This is a genomic window from Pseudomonas sp. ICBG1301 (genome assembly GCF_016918385.1).
Classification (GTDB): domain Bacteria; phylum Pseudomonadota; class Gammaproteobacteria; order Pseudomonadales; family Pseudomonadaceae; genus Aquipseudomonas; species Aquipseudomonas palleroniana.
Window position 1 is genome coordinate 133,693 of sequence record NZ_JAEKGB010000001.1, and the last position, 17,446, is coordinate 151,138.

13 protein-coding genes are annotated in these 17,446 nt (G+C 62.2%); 5 read left to right on the forward strand and 8 right to left on the reverse strand.

Annotation, left to right across the window (positions count from 1 at the left end):
- Positions 1-8 precede the first annotated feature (8 nt).
- The 7 genes from JBE38_RS00650 to JBE38_RS00680 all read right to left on the reverse strand — a co-directional run bounded on the left by JBE38_RS00650 (position 9) and on the right by JBE38_RS00680 (position 10,600).
- Positions 9-2,717 carry a nitrate reductase gene (locus JBE38_RS00650; RefSeq protein ID WP_205343339.1) on the reverse strand — a complete coding sequence of 903 codons (2,709 nt, stop codon included), beginning with the start codon at positions 2,715-2,717 and terminating at the stop codon, positions 9-11.
- A complete protein-coding gene (gene nirD, locus JBE38_RS00655; protein ID WP_090369293.1) occupies positions 2,717-3,034 on the reverse strand; it encodes a nitrite reductase small subunit NirD in 318 nt (105 codons plus the stop codon). Before nirD ends, JBE38_RS00650 begins: the two co-directional genes overlap by 1 nt.
- Positions 3,031-5,484 carry a nitrite reductase large subunit NirB gene (nirB, locus tag JBE38_RS00660; RefSeq protein ID WP_205343340.1) on the reverse strand — a complete coding sequence of 818 codons (2,454 nt, stop codon included), beginning with the start codon at positions 5,482-5,484 and terminating at the stop codon, positions 3,031-3,033. Before nirB ends, nirD begins: the two co-directional genes overlap by 4 nt.
- A 230-nt stretch (positions 5,485-5,714) precedes the next feature.
- Complete coding sequence (locus JBE38_RS00665; RefSeq protein ID WP_205343341.1) at positions 5,715-7,385, reverse strand: bifunctional protein-serine/threonine kinase/phosphatase; 1,671 nt, start codon at positions 7,383-7,385, stop codon at positions 5,715-5,717.
- On the reverse strand, positions 7,385-8,596 hold the full coding sequence (locus JBE38_RS00670) for a nitrate/nitrite transporter (protein WP_205343342.1): 1,212 nt from the start codon (positions 8,594-8,596) through the stop codon (positions 7,385-7,387). The genes JBE38_RS00665 and JBE38_RS00670 overlap by 1 nt, the downstream gene beginning before the upstream one ends.
- Positions 8,597-8,805: 209 nt before the next feature.
- Positions 8,806-9,381 (reverse strand): ANTAR domain-containing response regulator, encoded by a 576-nt coding sequence (locus JBE38_RS00675; RefSeq protein WP_060756216.1) that lies wholly within the window; start codon positions 9,379-9,381, stop codon positions 8,806-8,808.
- 13 nt (positions 9,382-9,394) lie between these two features.
- On the reverse strand, positions 9,395-10,600 hold the full coding sequence (locus tag JBE38_RS00680; protein WP_205343343.1) for a CmpA/NrtA family ABC transporter substrate-binding protein: 1,206 nt from the start codon (positions 10,598-10,600) through the stop codon (positions 9,395-9,397).
- Between the two features lie 276 nt (positions 10,601-10,876).
- Between JBE38_RS00680 and JBE38_RS00685 the strand changes: the two genes are divergently transcribed.
- The 4 genes from JBE38_RS00685 to JBE38_RS00700 all read left to right on the forward strand — a co-directional run bounded on the left by JBE38_RS00685 (position 10,877) and on the right by JBE38_RS00700 (position 13,903).
- Positions 10,877-11,764 carry a secretin N-terminal domain-containing protein gene (locus JBE38_RS00685; RefSeq protein WP_240202380.1) on the forward strand — a complete coding sequence of 296 codons (888 nt, stop codon included), beginning with the start codon at positions 10,877-10,879 and terminating at the stop codon, positions 11,762-11,764.
- Positions 11,765-11,944: 180 nt separating this feature from the next.
- A complete protein-coding gene (locus tag JBE38_RS00690) occupies positions 11,945-12,331 on the forward strand; it encodes a winged helix-turn-helix domain-containing protein (protein ID WP_090369303.1) in 387 nt (128 codons plus the stop codon).
- On the forward strand, positions 12,324-12,785 hold the full coding sequence (locus JBE38_RS00695) for a transglycosylase SLT domain-containing protein (RefSeq protein WP_162843523.1): 462 nt from the start codon (positions 12,324-12,326) through the stop codon (positions 12,783-12,785). The genes JBE38_RS00690 and JBE38_RS00695 overlap by 8 nt, the downstream gene beginning before the upstream one ends.
- An 86-nt stretch (positions 12,786-12,871) precedes the next feature.
- The gene (locus JBE38_RS00700) at positions 12,872-13,903 is read left to right on the forward strand and encodes a quinone-dependent dihydroorotate dehydrogenase (RefSeq protein ID WP_060756211.1); all 1,032 of its coding nucleotides are present in this window, start codon (positions 12,872-12,874) and stop codon (positions 13,901-13,903) included.
- Between the two features lie 400 nt (positions 13,904-14,303).
- Here JBE38_RS00700 and rmf read toward each other — a convergent pair whose 3' ends face one another.
- Entirely contained in the window at positions 14,304-14,519 is a 216-nt protein-coding gene (gene rmf, locus JBE38_RS00705; RefSeq protein ID WP_002553055.1) for a ribosome modulation factor, read from the reverse strand.
- A 532-nt stretch (positions 14,520-15,051) separates the two neighbouring features.
- On the opposite strand from rmf, the gene rlmKL reads away from it, so the two are divergent.
- Complete coding sequence (gene rlmKL, locus JBE38_RS00710; RefSeq protein WP_205343345.1) at positions 15,052-17,316, forward strand: bifunctional 23S rRNA (guanine(2069)-N(7))-methyltransferase RlmK/23S rRNA (guanine(2445)-N(2))-methyltransferase RlmL; 2,265 nt, start codon at positions 15,052-15,054, stop codon at positions 17,314-17,316.
- Positions 17,317-17,446 lie beyond the last annotated feature (130 nt).

The window sequence follows — 17,446 nt, forward strand, 5'->3', positions numbered from 1 at the left end:
TCTTCTCCTCACACATTAATGGCGAATGGCTGCGGGTTGCCGGCCAAAAGACGTTTGATTTCCGGTACACAGGAACCACATTGGGTGCCGCAGCCCAGCGCTTGTTTGAGCCCTTCCAGATCCAGGCCACGGGCGATGCCGGCACACACCGCGCTTTCACTGACGTTCTTGCAGTTGCACAGGGTCTTGAGGCTGGCCGCCGCATTCCCCGGCGGTGCACTTAATGGGGCCAGCAGCCAGCGCCGCAATTGATCATCGGCGCGACCTTCCAGCCACAGGCTTTGCAACCAGTGCCGCGCCAGGGTTTCCCCTGCCAGGCGCAGGGCGGTGATGCGGCCTTGCTCGATCTTCACGCGCTTGCCGATCGAGCGGCGTGGGTCGTCATAAGCCATGACAGGGCCGTCATTGAGGCCGAGGAGTGCGTCGATACGGGTCAGCAGTGGCAAGTCGGGCGCCTCGCCATGCGCGGCGCGCACCAGCAATGCCGGGCGTTCACGTCCGACCAGAGTCAAACTGACGTAGGCAAAGTCCTCGCACAGCGGGCGCAGCGCCTCAAAGTGTTGTTGCACATTGCCTTCGATCAGCGCGAACAACTGCCACGGCAGTTGTACGGCCTCCAGGCGCACGCCACTGTGCTTGAGTTCCGGTTGTTTCGATAACGGATCAAACGCCGGCTGCGTAAGGGTGTTGACGCCACCCTTGAGAAAGCGGTCGCCCCAATGCATGGGCAGGAACGCCTGGCCTGGGCGCACGCTGTCATCGCTGCTGACCGCGACGATCACACTGCCGCGGCGGCTTTTCAGGCTGACCAGATCACCATCCTTCAAGCGATGGCGGCGCAACTCATCCGGATGCAGGCCCAACAACGCTTCGCTGACATGCCCAAACAACTGGGCCGCCGTGCCGGTGCGGCTCATGCCGTGCCACTGGTCGCGCAGGCGGCCGGTGATCAGGGTCAGCGGGAAGCGGGCGTCGCGTTGCTCCTTGGCCGCGCGGTAAGGATCAGCGACAAACTGCGCGCGCCCGCTATCGGTTGGGAACACTCCATCGCTGTACAGGCGCGTTGTTCCGGCATGCGCGCCCGTCGGAAACGGCCACTGCTGCGGCCCGATCCGGTCGAGCAGGGCATGGCTGACACCCGACAGGTCAAGGTCACGATGGCGCGTCAGCCCTTTGTATTCATCAAAGATCTGCGCCGGTTGTTCGAACGCAAACAGGCTGGCCAAGCCCGGCCGCAAGCGCTTTTCCAGGCGCTGTGCGAAATCCAGCGTAATGGCCCAATCGGGCCGTGCTTCTCCCGGTGGGACGATGGCTTGGCGGACGTGGGAAATACGTCGCTCGGAGTTGGTCACGGTGCCTTCCTTTTCTCCCCAACTGGCGGCAGGCAGCAGTAGGTCGGCATAAGCGGCCGTTTCCGTGGTGCGAAAAGCTTCCTGCAGAACCACGAACGGGCAAGCGGCCAAGGCTGCGCGTACGCGGTTCTGGTCCGGCAGCGATTGTGCGGGGTTGGTACAGGCAACCCACAGCGCCTTGATCTTGCCGGCCTGGATCTGCTCGAACAGTTCGATCGCGGTCAGCCCGTTTGGCTGCGGCAATGAATCAACCCCCCAATACGCGGCGACTTCGGCCCGATGCTGCGGGTTGGCCGCTTCACGATGGCCCGGCAACAGATTCGCCAGGCTGCCGGTCTCGCGGCCACCCATGGCGTTGGGTTGGCCGGTCAGGGAAAACGGGCCGCAGCCCGGCCGGCCAATGGTCCCGGTGGCCAGGTGCAGGTTGATCAAGGCGCTGTTTTTCGCACTGCCGGCGGTGGATTGATTCAGCCCCATGCACCACAACGACAGGAAACTGCTGGAGGTGCCCACCCATTGCGCACACAGGCGCAGTTGTTCAACGCTGATCCCGCACAACTGCGTGACCATCTGCGGTGTGTAGTCATGCACCAGCCGCTTCAGCGGTGCCAACCCCTCGGTATGGGCCTGGATAAAGTCGCGGTCGATCCAGTCTTCCCACAGCAACAGATGCAAGATCCCATGGAATAACGCCACATCCGTACCCGGTAAAATCGCCAGGTGCAGGTCAGCCAGGTCGCAGGTGTCTGTGCGCCGTGGGTCGATCACCAGCACTTTCATCTGTGGGCGCCGCGCCTTGGCTTCTTCCAAGCGTCGGAACAGCACCGGATGCGCGTAGGCCATATTGCTGCCGACGATCATGACGCAGTCGCTGTTTTCCAGGTCCTCATAGCTGCACGGCGGGGCGTCGGCACCCAGGCTGCGCTTGTAGCCGACCACTGCCGAAGACATGCACAGCCGCGAGTTGCTATCGATGTTGTGGGTGCCCACCAGCGCCCGTGCCAGTTTGTTGAAGCTGTAGTAATCCTCGGTCAACAATTGCCCGGAAATGTAGAACGCCACGCTGTCCGGCCCGTGTTCGGCGATCGTGTCGGCGAATACGTTGGCGGCGTGTTCCAGGGCCGTGTCCCAATCGGTGCGCGCACGGGCCAGGTTTTTGCCCAGGCGCAGTTCGGGGTACAAGGCGCGGGCAGCCAGGTCACCGGTCAGGTGCAGGCTGGCGCCCTTGCTGCATAACTTGCCAAAGTTGGCCGGGTGGCTCGGGTCGCCTTGCACGCCGAGGATCTGTACGCCGTCATGCTCGATCAACACGCCGCAACCCACCCCGCAATAACAGCAGGTAGACGCGGTAACCTGGCGGTTCATCAACCTGCGTCCCGCAGGGCCAGCATCACCCGGCCGTTTTCCACGCGGGCGAGGTGATGGTGGGCGCAGCCGATATCCGGCGCCTGGGCTTCGCCGGACGCTAGGTCGATCTGCCAGTTGTGCAACGGGCAGGCCACGCGTTTGCCGTAGATCAAGCCCTGGGACAGCGGCCCGCCCTTGTGCGGGCAACGGTCGTCGAGGGCGAAGACTTCATCGTCACTGGTACGGAAAATCGCAATATCGCCTTTAGGCCCCTGGATGATGCGCGAGCCCAGGGCGTTGATTTCATCGAGGGCGCAGATATCCAGCCAGTTCATGCCGACACCTCCAGCTGTTTGACGGGGATGACCTCGAACTCCTTTTTCAATTGGGGCTGCTCCAGGCGCTCCTTCCACGGGTCCTGTTCGAACGACAGCGAAAATTGCAGGCGCTCATTCAACGCTCGGCGTCGGGCCGGGTCTTCCAGTACGGCTTTTTTGATGTGCTCCATGCCGACCCGTTGCAGGTAGTGCACGGTGCGCTCCAGGTAGAAGGCTTCTTCGCGATACAACTGCAGGAACGCGCCGTTGTACTCGCGCACTTCTTCGGCGGTTTTCAGCTTGACGAAGAACTCCGCGACTTCTGTCTTGATCCCGCCATTGCCGCCGATATACATCTCCCACCCGGAGTCGACACCGATGATGCCGACGTCCTTGATGCCTGCTTCCGAGCAATTGCGTGGGCAACCGGAGACCGCCAACTTGACCTTGTGCGGCGACCACATATTGAACAGGTCGTGCTCCAACTCGATGCCCAGCTGTGTGGAATTCTGCGTGCCGAAGCGGCAGAACTCGCTGCCGACACAGGTCTTCACGGTGCGGATGGATTTGCCATAGGCGTGGCCCGACGGCATGTCGAGGTCTTTCCACACGCCAGGCAGGTCCTGTTTCTTGATGCCGAGCAAGTCGATGCGTTGGCCGCCGGTGACCTTGACCATCGGCACGTTGTACTTGTCGGCCACGTCGGCGATACGGCGCAGCTCCGACGGATTGGTCACGCCGCCCCACATCCGGGGGATGACGGAGTAGGTGCCATCTTTCTGGATGTTGGCGTGGGCACGTTCGTTGATCAGGCGCGATTGCGGATCGTCCTTGGCCTCGCCGGGCCAGGTCGAGATCAGGTAGTAGTTCAACGCCGGCCGGCAGGTGGCGCAACCGTTGGGCGTGCGCCAGTTCAGGTAGCTCATCGTGCCGGCGATGGTCAGCAGGTGCTGGTCGCGGATGGCCTGGCGGATCTGTCCGTGGTTGAGGTCGCTGCAACCGCAGATGGCTTTTTCGCTTTTGGGTTTGACGTCGGCGGCGCCGCCCACGGTGTTGATCAGGATCTGTTCCACCAGCCCGGCGCAGGAGCCGCAGGAGCTGGCGGCCTTGGTGTGTTTTTTGACGTCGTCGACGCTGAACAGCCCGTGTTCCTGAATCGCCTTGACGATGGTGCCCTTGCACACGCCGTTGCAGCCGCAGACCTCGGCGTTGTCGGCCATGTTCATGGCCTTGTCCTGGCCTTGATGGCCGACGTCTCCCAGCGCGTTTTCGCCAAACATCAGGTGATCGCGGATCTCGCCGATGGCGTGGTTCTCACGGATCTGCCGGAAATACCAACCCCCGTCGGCGGTGTCGCCGTACAGGCAGGCGCCGACCAGGATGTCGTCCTTGATCACCAGTTTTTTGTACACGCCGCCAATCGGGTCGGAGAGGGTGATGGTCTCGGTGCCTTCGCCGCCCATGAAGTCGCCGGCGGAGAACAGGTCGATACCGGTGACTTTCAACTTGGTCGACGTTACCGAGCCTTTGTAAGTGGCAAAGCCGAGTTGGGCCAGGTGATTGGCGCAGACCTTGGCCTGTTCGAACAGCGGCGCGACCAGGCCGTAAGCGGTACCCCGATGGTTGGCGCATTCGCCGATGGCGTAGATGCGCGGGTCATAGGTTTGCAGGGTATCGTTGACCAGAATCCCACGGTTGCAGGGGATGCCGGATTTTTCCGCGAGTTCGGTGTTGGGGCGGATGCCGGCCGCCATCACCACCAGGTCGGCCGGGATGATGTCGCCGTTCTTGAACTGCACTGAGCCGACCCGCCCATTGCCGGCGTCGTGCAGGGCCTGGGTCTGTTCGCACAGGCGAAACACCAGGCCACGGCTTTCCAGTTCGGTTTGCAGCAACTGGCCGCTGGTCTTGTCCAGTTGCCGCTCCAGCAGCCATTCGCCGATATGCACCACGGTCACCTGCATGCCGCGCAGCATCAGGCCGTTGGCGGCTTCCAGGCCGAGCAGGCCGCCGCCGATGACCACCGCGTGCTTGTGGGTCTTGGCGGTGTCGATCATGGCTTGGGTGTCGGCAATGTCGCGATAGCCGATCACGCCCTGCAAGGTGTTGCCGGGAATCGGCAGGATAAATGGCGTGGAACCGGTGGCGATCAGCAGGCGATCGTACTCGGCCTCGGTGCCGTCCTCGGCGATGACGATGCGTTTGACGCGATCGATCTGCACCACTTTGCGGTTGAGCAGCAGCTTGATGTCGTTGTCCAGGTACCAGCTCAGGTCGTTGAGTACGATCTCTTCGAAGGTCTGTTCACCGGCGAGCACCGGCGATAGCAGAATGCGGTTGTAATTGGGGTGTGGCTCGGCGCCGAACACGGTGATGTCGTACAGCTCGCTGCTCAGCTTGAGTAATTCTTCCAGGGTGCGAACCCCGGCCATGCCGTTGCCGATCATGACCAATTTGAGTTTTTTCATGTCGTTCTCCGCAATGGCTCGACAAATCGTGCGCAAACAAAAAAGGCGCCCCCGCCAGTGATCTAGCGAGGACGCCTTTGTCCGGTCCCGTTCTCTCGGGAAGCTCGCCCTTCAACGTTGAAGGGCGGGCTATATGTGTGTTCTTGAATCAGTTAATGCAGTGGCTGTGCCAAGTTGGCCTACCCCGGTTTTATTGGGTTTACTGTCGATCGGCGAGGACGAATCGCCCTCTAGTGGTGCAGCAGCCAGTAGCCCAGCACCAGATTGATCAGCAACGAGAGCATCGCCAGGGTTTGCCAGACTTTCAGCGGTTCACGCTCCAGCAGCGGGCGTGGCCGCACGCTCAACTCACGGCGCTCGGCCTGTTCCAGCACCAGCAACCATTCTTCGGCGGTTTCATAACGTTGTGTGGGTGAGGCCGCCACGGCTCGCTCCAGGCTGAGCGGCAGCCAGTCCGGCAGGTCAGGGCGATAGCGGCTGGCGCTGATGGCCTGGGTGAATCGGGGGCGTTGGAAGGCTTCGATCTCGCCGTAGGGGTAGTGCCCCGTCAGCAGGTAATACAGGCTGACGCCAACGCTATACAAATCCTGCTGGGCGGTAGGGCGTTCGCCGTTAAACGCCTCGGGCGCGATAAAGCTTGGCGTGCCGGGCAGCAGGTGGGCGCGGTCTTCCGAGAGCCCCGGGCAGTAGGCCAGGCCGAAATCCAGCACACGCAGCTCACCATCGTCGCCCAGCAACAGGTTTTCCGGTTTGATGTCGCGGTGCAGAATCTGCCGCCGATGCAACAGGCCCACCGCGCGCAGCAAACGCTCGGCAATGGATTGCCATTGGGCCAGGGGCAGAGGGCCCTGGCGCCGGAACAGCTCGGCCAGGGTCTGCCCCGGATATTCACGCATTACATAGTACAAATGCTGACGGTCGCCGGCCGCGTGAACTTCAGGAAAGGCGCGTCCGGCCACTCGGCGCAAAAACCATTCTTCCGACAGCAGAGCCTGGCCCGCGTCGCTGTCATCGTCGCAGTCCAGCGGCAGGGTTTTCAGTAACCACGGCTGCTGCTGGGCGTCGTGCACCCGGTACAGCAAGGACTGTCGACTTTGTGCCAGCACCCCTTCAACCTGCCAGCCTTCAAACCGTTGCCCGGCTTTCAGCAGCGGCGGCAACGGCCATTGCTGCAACTGCACCAACGCATCGCCGAGGGTGGCGCCGCCGAGTTGGTCGACACGCACCAGCAGGGCGCTGGCATTGTCCAGGCTGCCGGCCAGGTGCGCGGCGTTGACCAGGGTGTTGACCGCCGTATCGAGATCGCTTTGCTCACGCAGGATGGCACGGATGCTGTGGTCGCCCAGGGTGGCCCAGACGCCATCGCTGAGCAGCAGGAAGCATTCGCCTGCACGCAGTTCGCCGTCGAGAAAATCCAGCACCAGGTGTTGATCCAGGCCGAGGGCACGCTTGAGCACATGCTGCATGCCCGGCTGTTCCCACACGTGATCTTCGCTGATGCGCAACAATTGGTCGTCGAGCCAGCGATACACCCGGCAGTCTCCCACATGGGCCAGGGTGAAACGTTGCCCACGAAACACCAGGGCGCTGAGGGTGGTCAGCAACGGCTGGCCGCCGCCGTTGGCTTGCAGCCAGCGATTCTGGGCGAGCAGTAACCGTTCGAGCGCCTGGGCCACGCCCCAGGTTTGCGGCGTGGCGTAATAGTCCAGGGCCAGAGCCTGCAAGGTCGAGCGTGCGGCCAGGCCGCCGTCGGCACATTGGCTGACGCCATCGGCTATGGCGCATAAAAAGCCTTTGCTCGCGGCCAACTCCGCCACGGGCGTGACCACCCGCAGCGCGTCCTGGTTTTCCGCCCGCGGGCCGATGGCGCTGGCCTGGGCGACGCTCAGTTGCAGGCTCATCAGACGCGCGCGGCGGTCACGGCAGCCGAGCCCCAGGTGGTTCTCCAGCGCCGTTTGACGCCGTACAGGCCGAACCAGGCCAATACGCCAAGGCTGGCGAACAACCACAGCGCCATCTGATAACTGCCGGTGCTTTGCTTGATCGCACCCATGCCCGCCGCCAGGGCGAAACCACCGATGCCGCCGGCCATGCCGATCAGGCCGGTCATCACGCCGATCTCACGGCGAAAGCGCTGGGGCACCAATTGGAACACCGCACCGTTACCGGCACCGAGGCCGAGCATGGTGCACACGAAAAGCGCCAATGCAGCGTAGGAACTGGGCAGGTTGAAGCCCACCGCAGCGATGCAGATCGCGGCCACGCTGTACATGCCGAGCAGGGTGCGAATCCCGCCGAAACGGTCAGCCAGGGCACCGCCCAGCGGACGCATCAGGCTGCCGCCGAAGACACAGGCGGCGGTGTAGTAGCCGGCGGTCACCGGGCTCAGGCCGTACTGGTCGTTGAAGTAGCCGGGCAGGGCGCTGGCCAGGCCGATAAAGCCGCCGAAGGTCACGCTGTAAAAGAACATGAACCACCAACTGTCACGATCACCCAGCGCCTTGAAGTAGTCGGCCATGGCTTTGGGGTTCGGGCGTTCAGGGGCGTTGCGGGCGAGCCAGGCGAAGACGATCAGGGTCAGCACCAACGGAATCAGCGCAAAGCCGAACACGTTGCTCCAGCCGAACGCCGCCGCGAGGACCGGTGCCAGCAAGGCGGCGAACACCGTGCCGGAGTTACCTGCGCCGGCGATGCCCATGGCCTTGCCCTGGTGTTCCGCAGGGTACCATTGGGACGCCAAGGGCAGCGCCACTGCAAACGACGCACCGGCCATGCCCAGGAATACGCCCAGCAACAAGGCTTGTTCGTAGCTGTGGATCCCCAGTTTCCAGGCACCGAACAAGGCACTGATCACAATCACCTGGCCAATCAGCCCGGCAGTCTTGGGCGACAGCCTGTCGGCCAGCATGCCCATGACAAAGCGCAGCACCGCGCCCGCCAGGATCGGCGTGGCCACCACCAGGCCGCGTTGTTGGGTGGTCAGGTGCAGGTCGGCGGCGATTTGCACCGCCAGCGGGCCGAGCAGGTACCACACCATGAAACTCAGGTCGAAATACAGGAACGCGGCGAACAGGGTCGGGGTGTGCCCGGATTTCCAGAAGCTTGATTTCATCACGCACCTCAACGGTTGGGAGTCTGTAAGAAGGCCGAGTGATGGAGCTGCCGACCGTGGCCGCCCCATCCGCCCCATGCGCTGGGGCCAAAACGAAAAAACGCCGCCACCGGGTTTGCGAGGGCAAACCGGGTGGGCGACGTCTTTGTCGTGGAGGGGCAACCGCCGTTGGTTACCGGTGATGAATGCTTAGCAAGAGCTGCGCCAGTTCAGCCAAGCAACTCGCTCATGGCGATGATCTGTTCCGCCACCTGAATCAGTTTTTGCTGGCGGCTCATGGCTTGGCGGCGCATCAGGGTGTAGGCCTCTTCTTCATTACAGTGCTTCATTTTCATCAGCATGCCCTTGGCCAGTTCGATGCGCTTGCGCTCGGCCAACTGCTGGTCACGCGCCTGGAGCTGGGCGCGCAGGGCCTGGTCGCTCTCAAAGCGCGCCATGGCCACGTCGAGGATCGGTTGCAGGCGCTGGGCCTGGATACCTTCGACGATATAGGCGCTGACGCCGGACTTGATCGCCTGGCGCATCACACTCGGATCATGCTCGTCGGTGAACATCACGATCGGCCGTGGCTGATCGCGGCTTAACAACACCACTTGCTCCATCACATCGCGGCCGGGCGACTCGGTATCGATCAGGATCACATCCGGGCGCACCGTTTCGACGCGAGCGGGCAGGTCGATGGTCAGGCCGGACTCATCGATTACCTCGAAACCGGCCTCGGTCAGTGCGGCCTTGAGCCGGCCGACCTTGCTCGGGGTGTCGTTGATCAACAGGATTCGCAACATCGGGCACCTCCTGTCAGCGCAGAGCCTGGCGGTTCGCAGGTTCGGCCATGGCGTGCAGGCGGAAGCTGCGAGCGTAAGCGGCGGGATCGGAGCCGTCCCAGACCTTGCCGTCGATCAACTGGCTGCTGCGCATGTCTTCGTTGTTCGCGTGCACGCCCACCGCTTGGGCGGCTTGGCGATACAGCTTCAGTTGCTGCACCTGACGCGCCGTGCCGAGGTAGTCGGGGTCGTCCCGCAGCAGGCCCCAGCGGCGGAATTGGGTCATGAACCACATGCCGTCGGACAGGTACGGCAGGTTCACCTCGCCCTCGGCGAAAAAGCGCAACCCGTGGGGATCTTGCCAACGGTTGCCCAGGCCATCGTCATACACACCGAGCAGGCGCGGCTCTATGCAATCGAGCGGTGCGTCGAGGTAGTCGCGGGCGCTGAGCAGCTGTGCGGTGGAGCGCCGGTTTTCCTGGCTGTTTTCGATGAAGCGGCTGGCTTCCAGGATGGCCATCACCAGCACACGCGCCGTGTTGGGGTACTGGTCGACGAAGGCCTGGGTGCAGCCGAGCACTTTTTCCGGGTGGTCCGGCCAGATCGCCTGGGTCGTAGCCAGCGTAAAGCCCTGGCGCTGTTGTACCGCGCTGGCGCACCAGGGTTCGCCGACACAAAAACCATCGATTCGCCCGGCTTGCAGGTGCGCGACCATCTGCGGCGGCGGTACGACCACGCTGTCGACATCCTTAAGGGGATGAATGCCCTGGCTCGCCAGCCAGTAATACAGCCACATGGCGTGGGTGCCTGTGGGAAAGGTCTGGGCGAAGGTCAATTTTGTTCGGCTTTGGTGCACGTGGCGTTCCAATGCCTCAGGAGTGACCACGCCTTGCTGCTGCAAACCGTGGGACAGGTTGATGCTCTGACCGTTCTGGTTGAGCCCCATCAGCACGGCCATCTCGGTAGGCGTTACGCCGCCGATGCCCAGGTGTACCGCATAGATCAGCCCGTACAGGCTATGGGCGGCGTCCAGCTCGCCGCTGACCAGTTTGTCGCGCAGAGTGGCCCAGGATGCCTGGCGCTTGAGGTTGAGTGTGAGCCCATACGGCTGGGCAAACCCCTGAGTGGCCGCGACCACCAGGGAGGCGCAATCGGTCAAGGCCATGAAGCCCAGGTCGAGGCTGCTTTTTTCCGGAGCGTCGCTGCCGTTGACCCAGGCCAGCGGATCTGAACTCTTCATCAACACCTACCTTTTTCTCTCACAAAAAAGCGCCGTTCCTACAGATGGCCGCGCAGGCCATTGCAGGGTAACGACGCCTTTGTCCGTAAGCCCGCTCCGTCGTTGGTGCGCGCTCAGATACAGAGTGCATAGCAAGGCACATGCCACGGGCTGCCGTCAGTTTTTCATCAAGATTGAGCGCTGCCTGCCTTTCAGTATGGCCACCTCTTAACGTCGCACTGCCGAGGAAAACCCAAGGTGCATGCTGATTCCCCTGCAACGAGGCTCCGCCTCCGGTTGCGCAACGGGCTGTTGTGCGCGGTGCTGTTGCTGGGCAGTTTCGCGGCCTGGGCCGAGGCTTATCAGGCCAGGGATGAAAGCCTCCACGCGCTGTTGGGCGAGCTGTCGGTGGCACTGGGCATGCCTGTCGTGACCAGCCGGGAAGCGGCTGGCAGACGGGTGAGCGGGACGTTCGATTTCAGCGCGCCGCAACAGGCCCTGGAGGCGCTGGCCCGGCAGGAAGACTTGATCTGGCATAGCGATGGGCAAGGGCTGTACGTCTACGCTGCCGCAGAGGCGAGAAGCCTGGCGGTAGGGCTGCGCCATATTGCTGTCGACGCGATGCGTCGGGCAATGCGGCGTACGGGGTTGGATGAGTCGCGCTATCCCCTGCGTGAGAACGGGGCGCGCACGTTTTATGTGTCGGGGCCGCCGAACTATGTCGAGCAAGTCTTGCGGCTGGCCCAATTGATGGACCGGCCACGCCGAGATGTGCGCCTGGGTAAGTTCTCATTGGCAGTGGTGCAGGTGTTCAACACGCATGTGGAGGATCGCCAATACGGGGCCGGCGCCAACCCGGTGCGTTCGCCGGGGATGGCATCAATGATTCTGTCGCTGTTGTCCAGCGAACAGAAAAGATTACTGGCCGACGGGAGCCTTGCCCTGACCGCCTACCCGGATACCAACAGCCTGTTGATCAAGGGCACGCCTGCCCAGGTGCGGCTGATCGAAAAGCTGGTTGCCGAACTGGATGTCCCCAAGCGGCCGAATGAGATTTCGGTCTGGCGAGTGGGCATGGCTCAAGAAGAGCCCACGCCGGCGTCCGGGCCGCCGCCCCTGACTGCGGCGCAGTATGAGCGCGTGCAGCGTGCGTTTGTCCGACCCGGGCGCGAGCAGCCTCCGTGAACCTGCGTGGTTTATTCGCTCGGCAGCGAATTGTCTTACCGGTAGTGGCCAAAAAGCGCCGTTCGAATGGGTTTTTTCCTAACGCGGGCTGTAAGACAGGTTTTTATAGTCGTGAGGTTGGCGGCGAGCCGGTACAGGAAATAAGGATTGGAATGTCAGTAGTCGGATGCAGAGGTACGCATGCCCGTGATGATTGAGCACGCGACGCAGACCCTCGTCTTTGCTCACTGGACCCTGCACCCTGATGGCCGGTTGACTGGCGGGGAGGCGGATATTCAGTTGCCTCCCAAGGAGGGGCAGGTGCTGCGATTGCTGCTGGCCTCGGCCGGCACGCTGGTGACCAAGGACCGTTTGCTGGAGCGGGTGTGGCCCCGGGGGGAAGTGGCTGAGGAGTCACTGACGCGCTGCATCTATGCCTTGCGCAAGCATTTGCGCGGCGACAAGGCGTTTATCAAGACGATCTACGGCCGAGGCTATCGTTTTACCTGTCCGGTGCAGGTTGAAGGGTCTGAGCGTGGGCGGTTGACTCACGTGTGTCCGGGCTGTGGGCAGTTGAGCCATGTATAAGCGGTGGGGCCAAGCCGTGTTGTTGAGCCTGTTGATGGGCAGCCAGACGGCGTTGGCTTATTGCTGGGAGGAGGTTGCCGGTCGCTATGACCTCGAACCGGAGTTGCTGCAGGCCATTGCTGCCGTCGAGTCGGGTTATCGTGCCGGGGCGATGAACTACGCCAACCGTAATGGCACGCGTGATATCGGCTTGATGCAGATCAACAGCATTCATTTGCCGCGCTTGCGCAAGCTGGGCATCACCGAAGAGCGGCTGCTGAATGAGCCTTGCCTGTCTGTCGAGGTCGGCGCCTCGATACTCGCCGAGTTTATCCAACGCTTCGGCTACAACTGGACGGCCGTCGGCTCCTACAACGTGGGCGCGGGGGCAGGGCCCAAGCGCGATGCATTGCGCCTGCAATACGCGCAGAAGATCTGGGCGCGCTATGAGGCGTTGGTCGCCAATCGCTACTGACGATTGGGCCGCACGCCTCGCATGCGGCCTATGACCCCGGCTATAATCGCCGCCACCTTTCGCCGCCATCCGAGTCTAGCCCGCCCATGTATACCCTGGCCCGCCAGCTGTTGTTCAAACTTTCCCCGGAAACCTCCCATGATCTGTCCCTGGACTTGATCGGTGCCGGTGGCCGCCTGGGTCTCAATGGCCTGGTATGCAAGGCTGCGGCGAAAGTGCCGGTGTCGGTGATGGGGCTCGAGTTCCCTAACCCGGTCGGCTTGGCTGCGGGCCTGGACAAGAACGGCGCGGCCATCGACGGTTTCGCGCAGTTGGGTTTCGGCTTTGTCGAAATCGGCACCGTGACCCCGCGCCCGCAGCCGGGTAACCCCAAGCCACGCATCTTCCGCCTGCCGGAAGCCGAGGCGATCATCAACCGCATGGGCTTCAATAACCTGGGGGTCGATCACCTGCTGTCGCGGGTGCAGGCGGCGAAGTACAAGGGCGTCCTGGGGATCAATATCGGCAAGAACTTCGACACGCCCGTGGAGCGTGCGGTGGATGACTACCTGATCTGCCTGGACAAGGTCTACGCCCATGCCAGCTATGTCACCGTCAACGTCAGTTCGCCGAATACCCCGGGCCTGCGCAGCCTGCAGTTCGGTGACTCCCTCAAGCAATTGCTCGAAGCCTTGCGCCAGCGCCAGGAAGACCTGGCGGTGCGTCATGGCAAGCGCGTGCCTTTGGCAATCAAGATTGCCCCGGACATGAGTGATGAAGAAACCGTGCTGGTGGCTCAGGCCCTGATGGATTCGGGCATGGACGCGGTGATCGCGACCAACACGACCCTCAGCCGCGTCGGTGTTGAAGGTCTGGCGCATGGGGATGAGGCGGGTGGCCTGTCGGGTGCGCCGGTACGGGACAAGAGCACGCATATCGTCAAGGTGCTGGCGGCTGAGCTGGCCGGGCGTTTGCCGATCATTGCCGTGGGCGGTATCACCGAAGGCAAGCATGCTGCCGAGAAGATCGCGGCCGGCGCCAGTCTGGTGCAGTTGTACTCCGGTTTCATCTACAAAGGGCCGGCACTGATTCGCGAGGCGGTGGATGCGATCGCGGCGAGCGGGCTTGCGTCGCGCTGAGCTCACCGCGCTCTTTGTCGTGAGCGGGCTCGCCCTAATGCCAGTCAGTTAAGGCTTAACGCTGTCACTGTGGGAGGGGGCTTGCTCCCGATAGCGGTGGGTCAGTCGATAAACTGCTGGCTGGCACACCCTCATCGGGAGCAAGCCCCCTCCCACAAGTTATTCATCGTCCGTTCTATTGCTTAACTGACTGGCATTAGGGCTTGCCCTGCGCGGCGGTGTGTCAGGCGGCCCAAACTTACCTGACACACCGCAGCGCGGGCAAGCCCGCTCACTACAAGAGCAGCAATAAAAAGGGCTCCATAAGGAGCCCCTGGGCCGAAGCCCGCCGCCCGAATGGGGCGTGCGTGGTTAATTCATTACAGCTTCAAAAGTGTCGTGTCGGAGTTAAGTGCCCTGATTAGCCGACGGCGTGAAGTTCGTTGAGTCTGTGGATGCCCGCAGTGCCAGTCATACCGTCCCAGTTGTCGCCGCGTCCTTCTCGCCAGCCGTTGATCCAGGCTTGGCGTACCGACGGTAGAGTAAAAGGGCAAAGCTCACGGGATTTTCCATGAACGCCATATTGATATCCGCGTAAAAATGCTCTTTCCAACGGATCACGCTTAAGTCTTCTCATAGGGTGTTTCCCTCACTTGTTGACTGTCTTGATATCCTTCAGCCTCATCCGAGGCCGGGCAGAGTTTTTCTGCCGTTGGTGGGCTCGCTGCCGGCGTGGCGAGCCAATGTGTCGGCGTCGTTACGGCGCCAACCTGTGTTGAGTTCTAACCAATAGGTCACATGGATTCAATGATCGTTTTGTCATAAGCACGTAACGATAACGATGCTATAGCCATAAGCTGGGATGGCTTTTCGCCCCATTTATCGGGCAAAGCCAGCTATGATGTGCCTTGTGAAGCGGATAGGTTTAATCCTTTAGTGAGAATGTCCGCCCGTTGCAGTCGGTTATTATTCGACGAAGGGTCGGAATATTACTTTCTGTTACAGCCAATTGTTTATCTGCCCCGTCAATTCAAGGCCCAAAAGCCCGGCAGCCGGGGTGGAACGGCACATTCGTGCCACGCGAGCACTCTTCGAGAAAAGTGCTTGATTGAAAACCGAGCCGGCGATGCGTCGCCCGTTCACTGATTGCTGAAAAGCCTGGAATGCCCATGTCGGACCGTTTTGAACTCTTCCTCACCTGCCCCAAGGGCCTTGAAGGCCTGCTGATCGAGGAAGCCGTCGGGCTTGGCCTTGAGGACGCCCGCGAGCACACCTCGGCCGTGCGCGGCATGGCCGATATGGAAACCGCCTACCGCCTGTGTCTCTGGTCGCGCCTGGCCAATCGTGTGCTGCTGGTACTCAAGCGCTTCCCGATGAAGGACGCCGAAGACCTCTACCACGGCGTGCTGGATATCGATTGGGCTGACCACATGGTCCCGGATGGCACCCTGGCGGTGGAATTCAGTGGCCATGGTTCCGGTATCGACAACACCCACTTCGGGGCGCTGAAGGTCAAGGATGCGATCGTCGACAAACTGCGCACTCCGGCCGGCGAACGCCCGTCCATCGACAAGATCAACCCGGACCTGCGTATTCACCTGCGCCTGGACCGTGGCGAGGCGATCCTGTCCCTCGACCTGTCCGGCCACAGCCTGCACCAGCGCGGTTACCGCCTGCAGCAGGGCGCCGCACCGTTGAAGGAAAACCTGGCGGCCGCGATCCTGATCCGTGCCGGCTGGCCGCGCATTGCCGCCGAGGGCGGCGCGCTGACCGACCCGATGTGCGGTGTGGGCACCTTCCTGGTGGAAGGCGCGATGATCGCTGCCGACATGGCGCCCAACCTCAATCGTGAACTGTGGGGCTTCACCACCTGGCTGGGTCACGTCCCGGCGTTGTGGAAGAAACTGCATGCCGAGGCCGCTGAACGTGCCGCCGTCGGCATGAACAAAACCCCGCTGTGGATTCGGGGCTACGAGGCTGATCCGCGTCTTATCCAGCCGGCACGCAATAACATCGAACGCGCAGGCCTCAGCCATTGGATCAAGGTGTACCAGGGCGAAGTCGGCACCTTCGAGCCGCGCCCGGACCAGAACCAGAAAGGCCTGGTGATCTGCAACCCACCCTACGGTGAGCGTCTGGGTGATGAAGCCAGCCTGTTGTACCTCTACCAGAACCTTGGCGAGCGCCTGCGCCAGGCCTGCATGGGTTGGGAAGCGGCGGTGTTTACCGGCGCGCCGGACCTGGGCAAGCGCATGGGGATCCGCAGCCACAAGCAGTATTCGTTCTGGAACGGTGCCTTGCCGTGCAAATTGCTGCTGATCAAGGTCAACCCGGATCAATTCGTCACGGGCGAGCGCCGCACGCCCGAGCAGCGTCAGGCCGAACGTGAGCAAGCCGCCTACGATCAAGCCCCGGCCGAGCCGCAAGAGCGCCAGTACAATAAGAACGGTAACCCGATCAAGCCGGCCCCGGCTCCTGTGGTCGAGCAGGCACGCTTGAGTGAAGGCGGGCAGATGTTCGCCAACCGCCTGCAGAAAAACCTCAAGCTGCTGGGCAAGTGGGCAAAGCGCGAAGGCGTGGATTGCTACCGCGTGTACGACGCCGATATGCCGGAATACTCCATGGCCATCGACCTGTACCACGACTGGGTGCACGTGCAGGAATACGCCGCGCCGAAATCCATCGACCCGGAAAAAGCCTCCGCGCGCATGTTCGATGCGCTGGCGGCCATTCCCCAGGCGCTGAACATCGACAAGAGCCGCGTCGTGGTCAAGCGTCGCGAGCGTCAGAGCGGCACCAAGCAGTACGAGCGTCAGAGCGCCCAGGGCAAGTTCACCGAAGTCAGCGAAGGCGGCGTGAAGTTGCTGGTCAACCTCACGGATTACCTGGACACCGGTCTGTTCCTCGACCACCGTCCGATGCGCCTGCGCATCCAGAAAGAGGCCGCCGGCAAGCGCTTCCTCAACCTGTATTGCTACACCGCCACCGCCAGTGTGCACGCGGCCAAGGGCGGCGCGCGCAGTACCACCAGCGTCGACCTGTCCAAGACCTACCTGGACTGGGCGCGTCGCAACTTCTCCCTCAACGGTTTCTCCGACAAGAACCGCCTGGAGCAGGGTGATGTGATGGCCTGGCTGGAAGCCAGCCGCGATGAGTTCGACCTGATCTTCATCGACCCGCCGACCTTTTCCAACTCCAAGCGCATGGAAGGCATCTTCGACGTGCAGCGTGACCACGTGCAGCTGCTTGACCTGGCCATGGCCCGCCTGGCACCGGGCGGCGTGCTGTACTTCTCCAACAACTTCCGCAAGTTCCAGTTGGAGGACAACCTCAGCGAACGCTATGCGGTCGAGGAAATCAGCGACAAGACCATCGACCCGGATTTCGCACGTAACGCGAAGATCCACCGGGCCTGGAAAATCACCGCGCGCTGATTGCCGCAGCGCAGTGCACCTGAAAGCCGCAAACCTGAATTTTCCAGGTTTGCGGCTTTTTTACGCTGGTCAAATTCCGGACCGATGGCTATAACTTAATCCCTAGCCAAAGTGACACCCCCGCACGCTG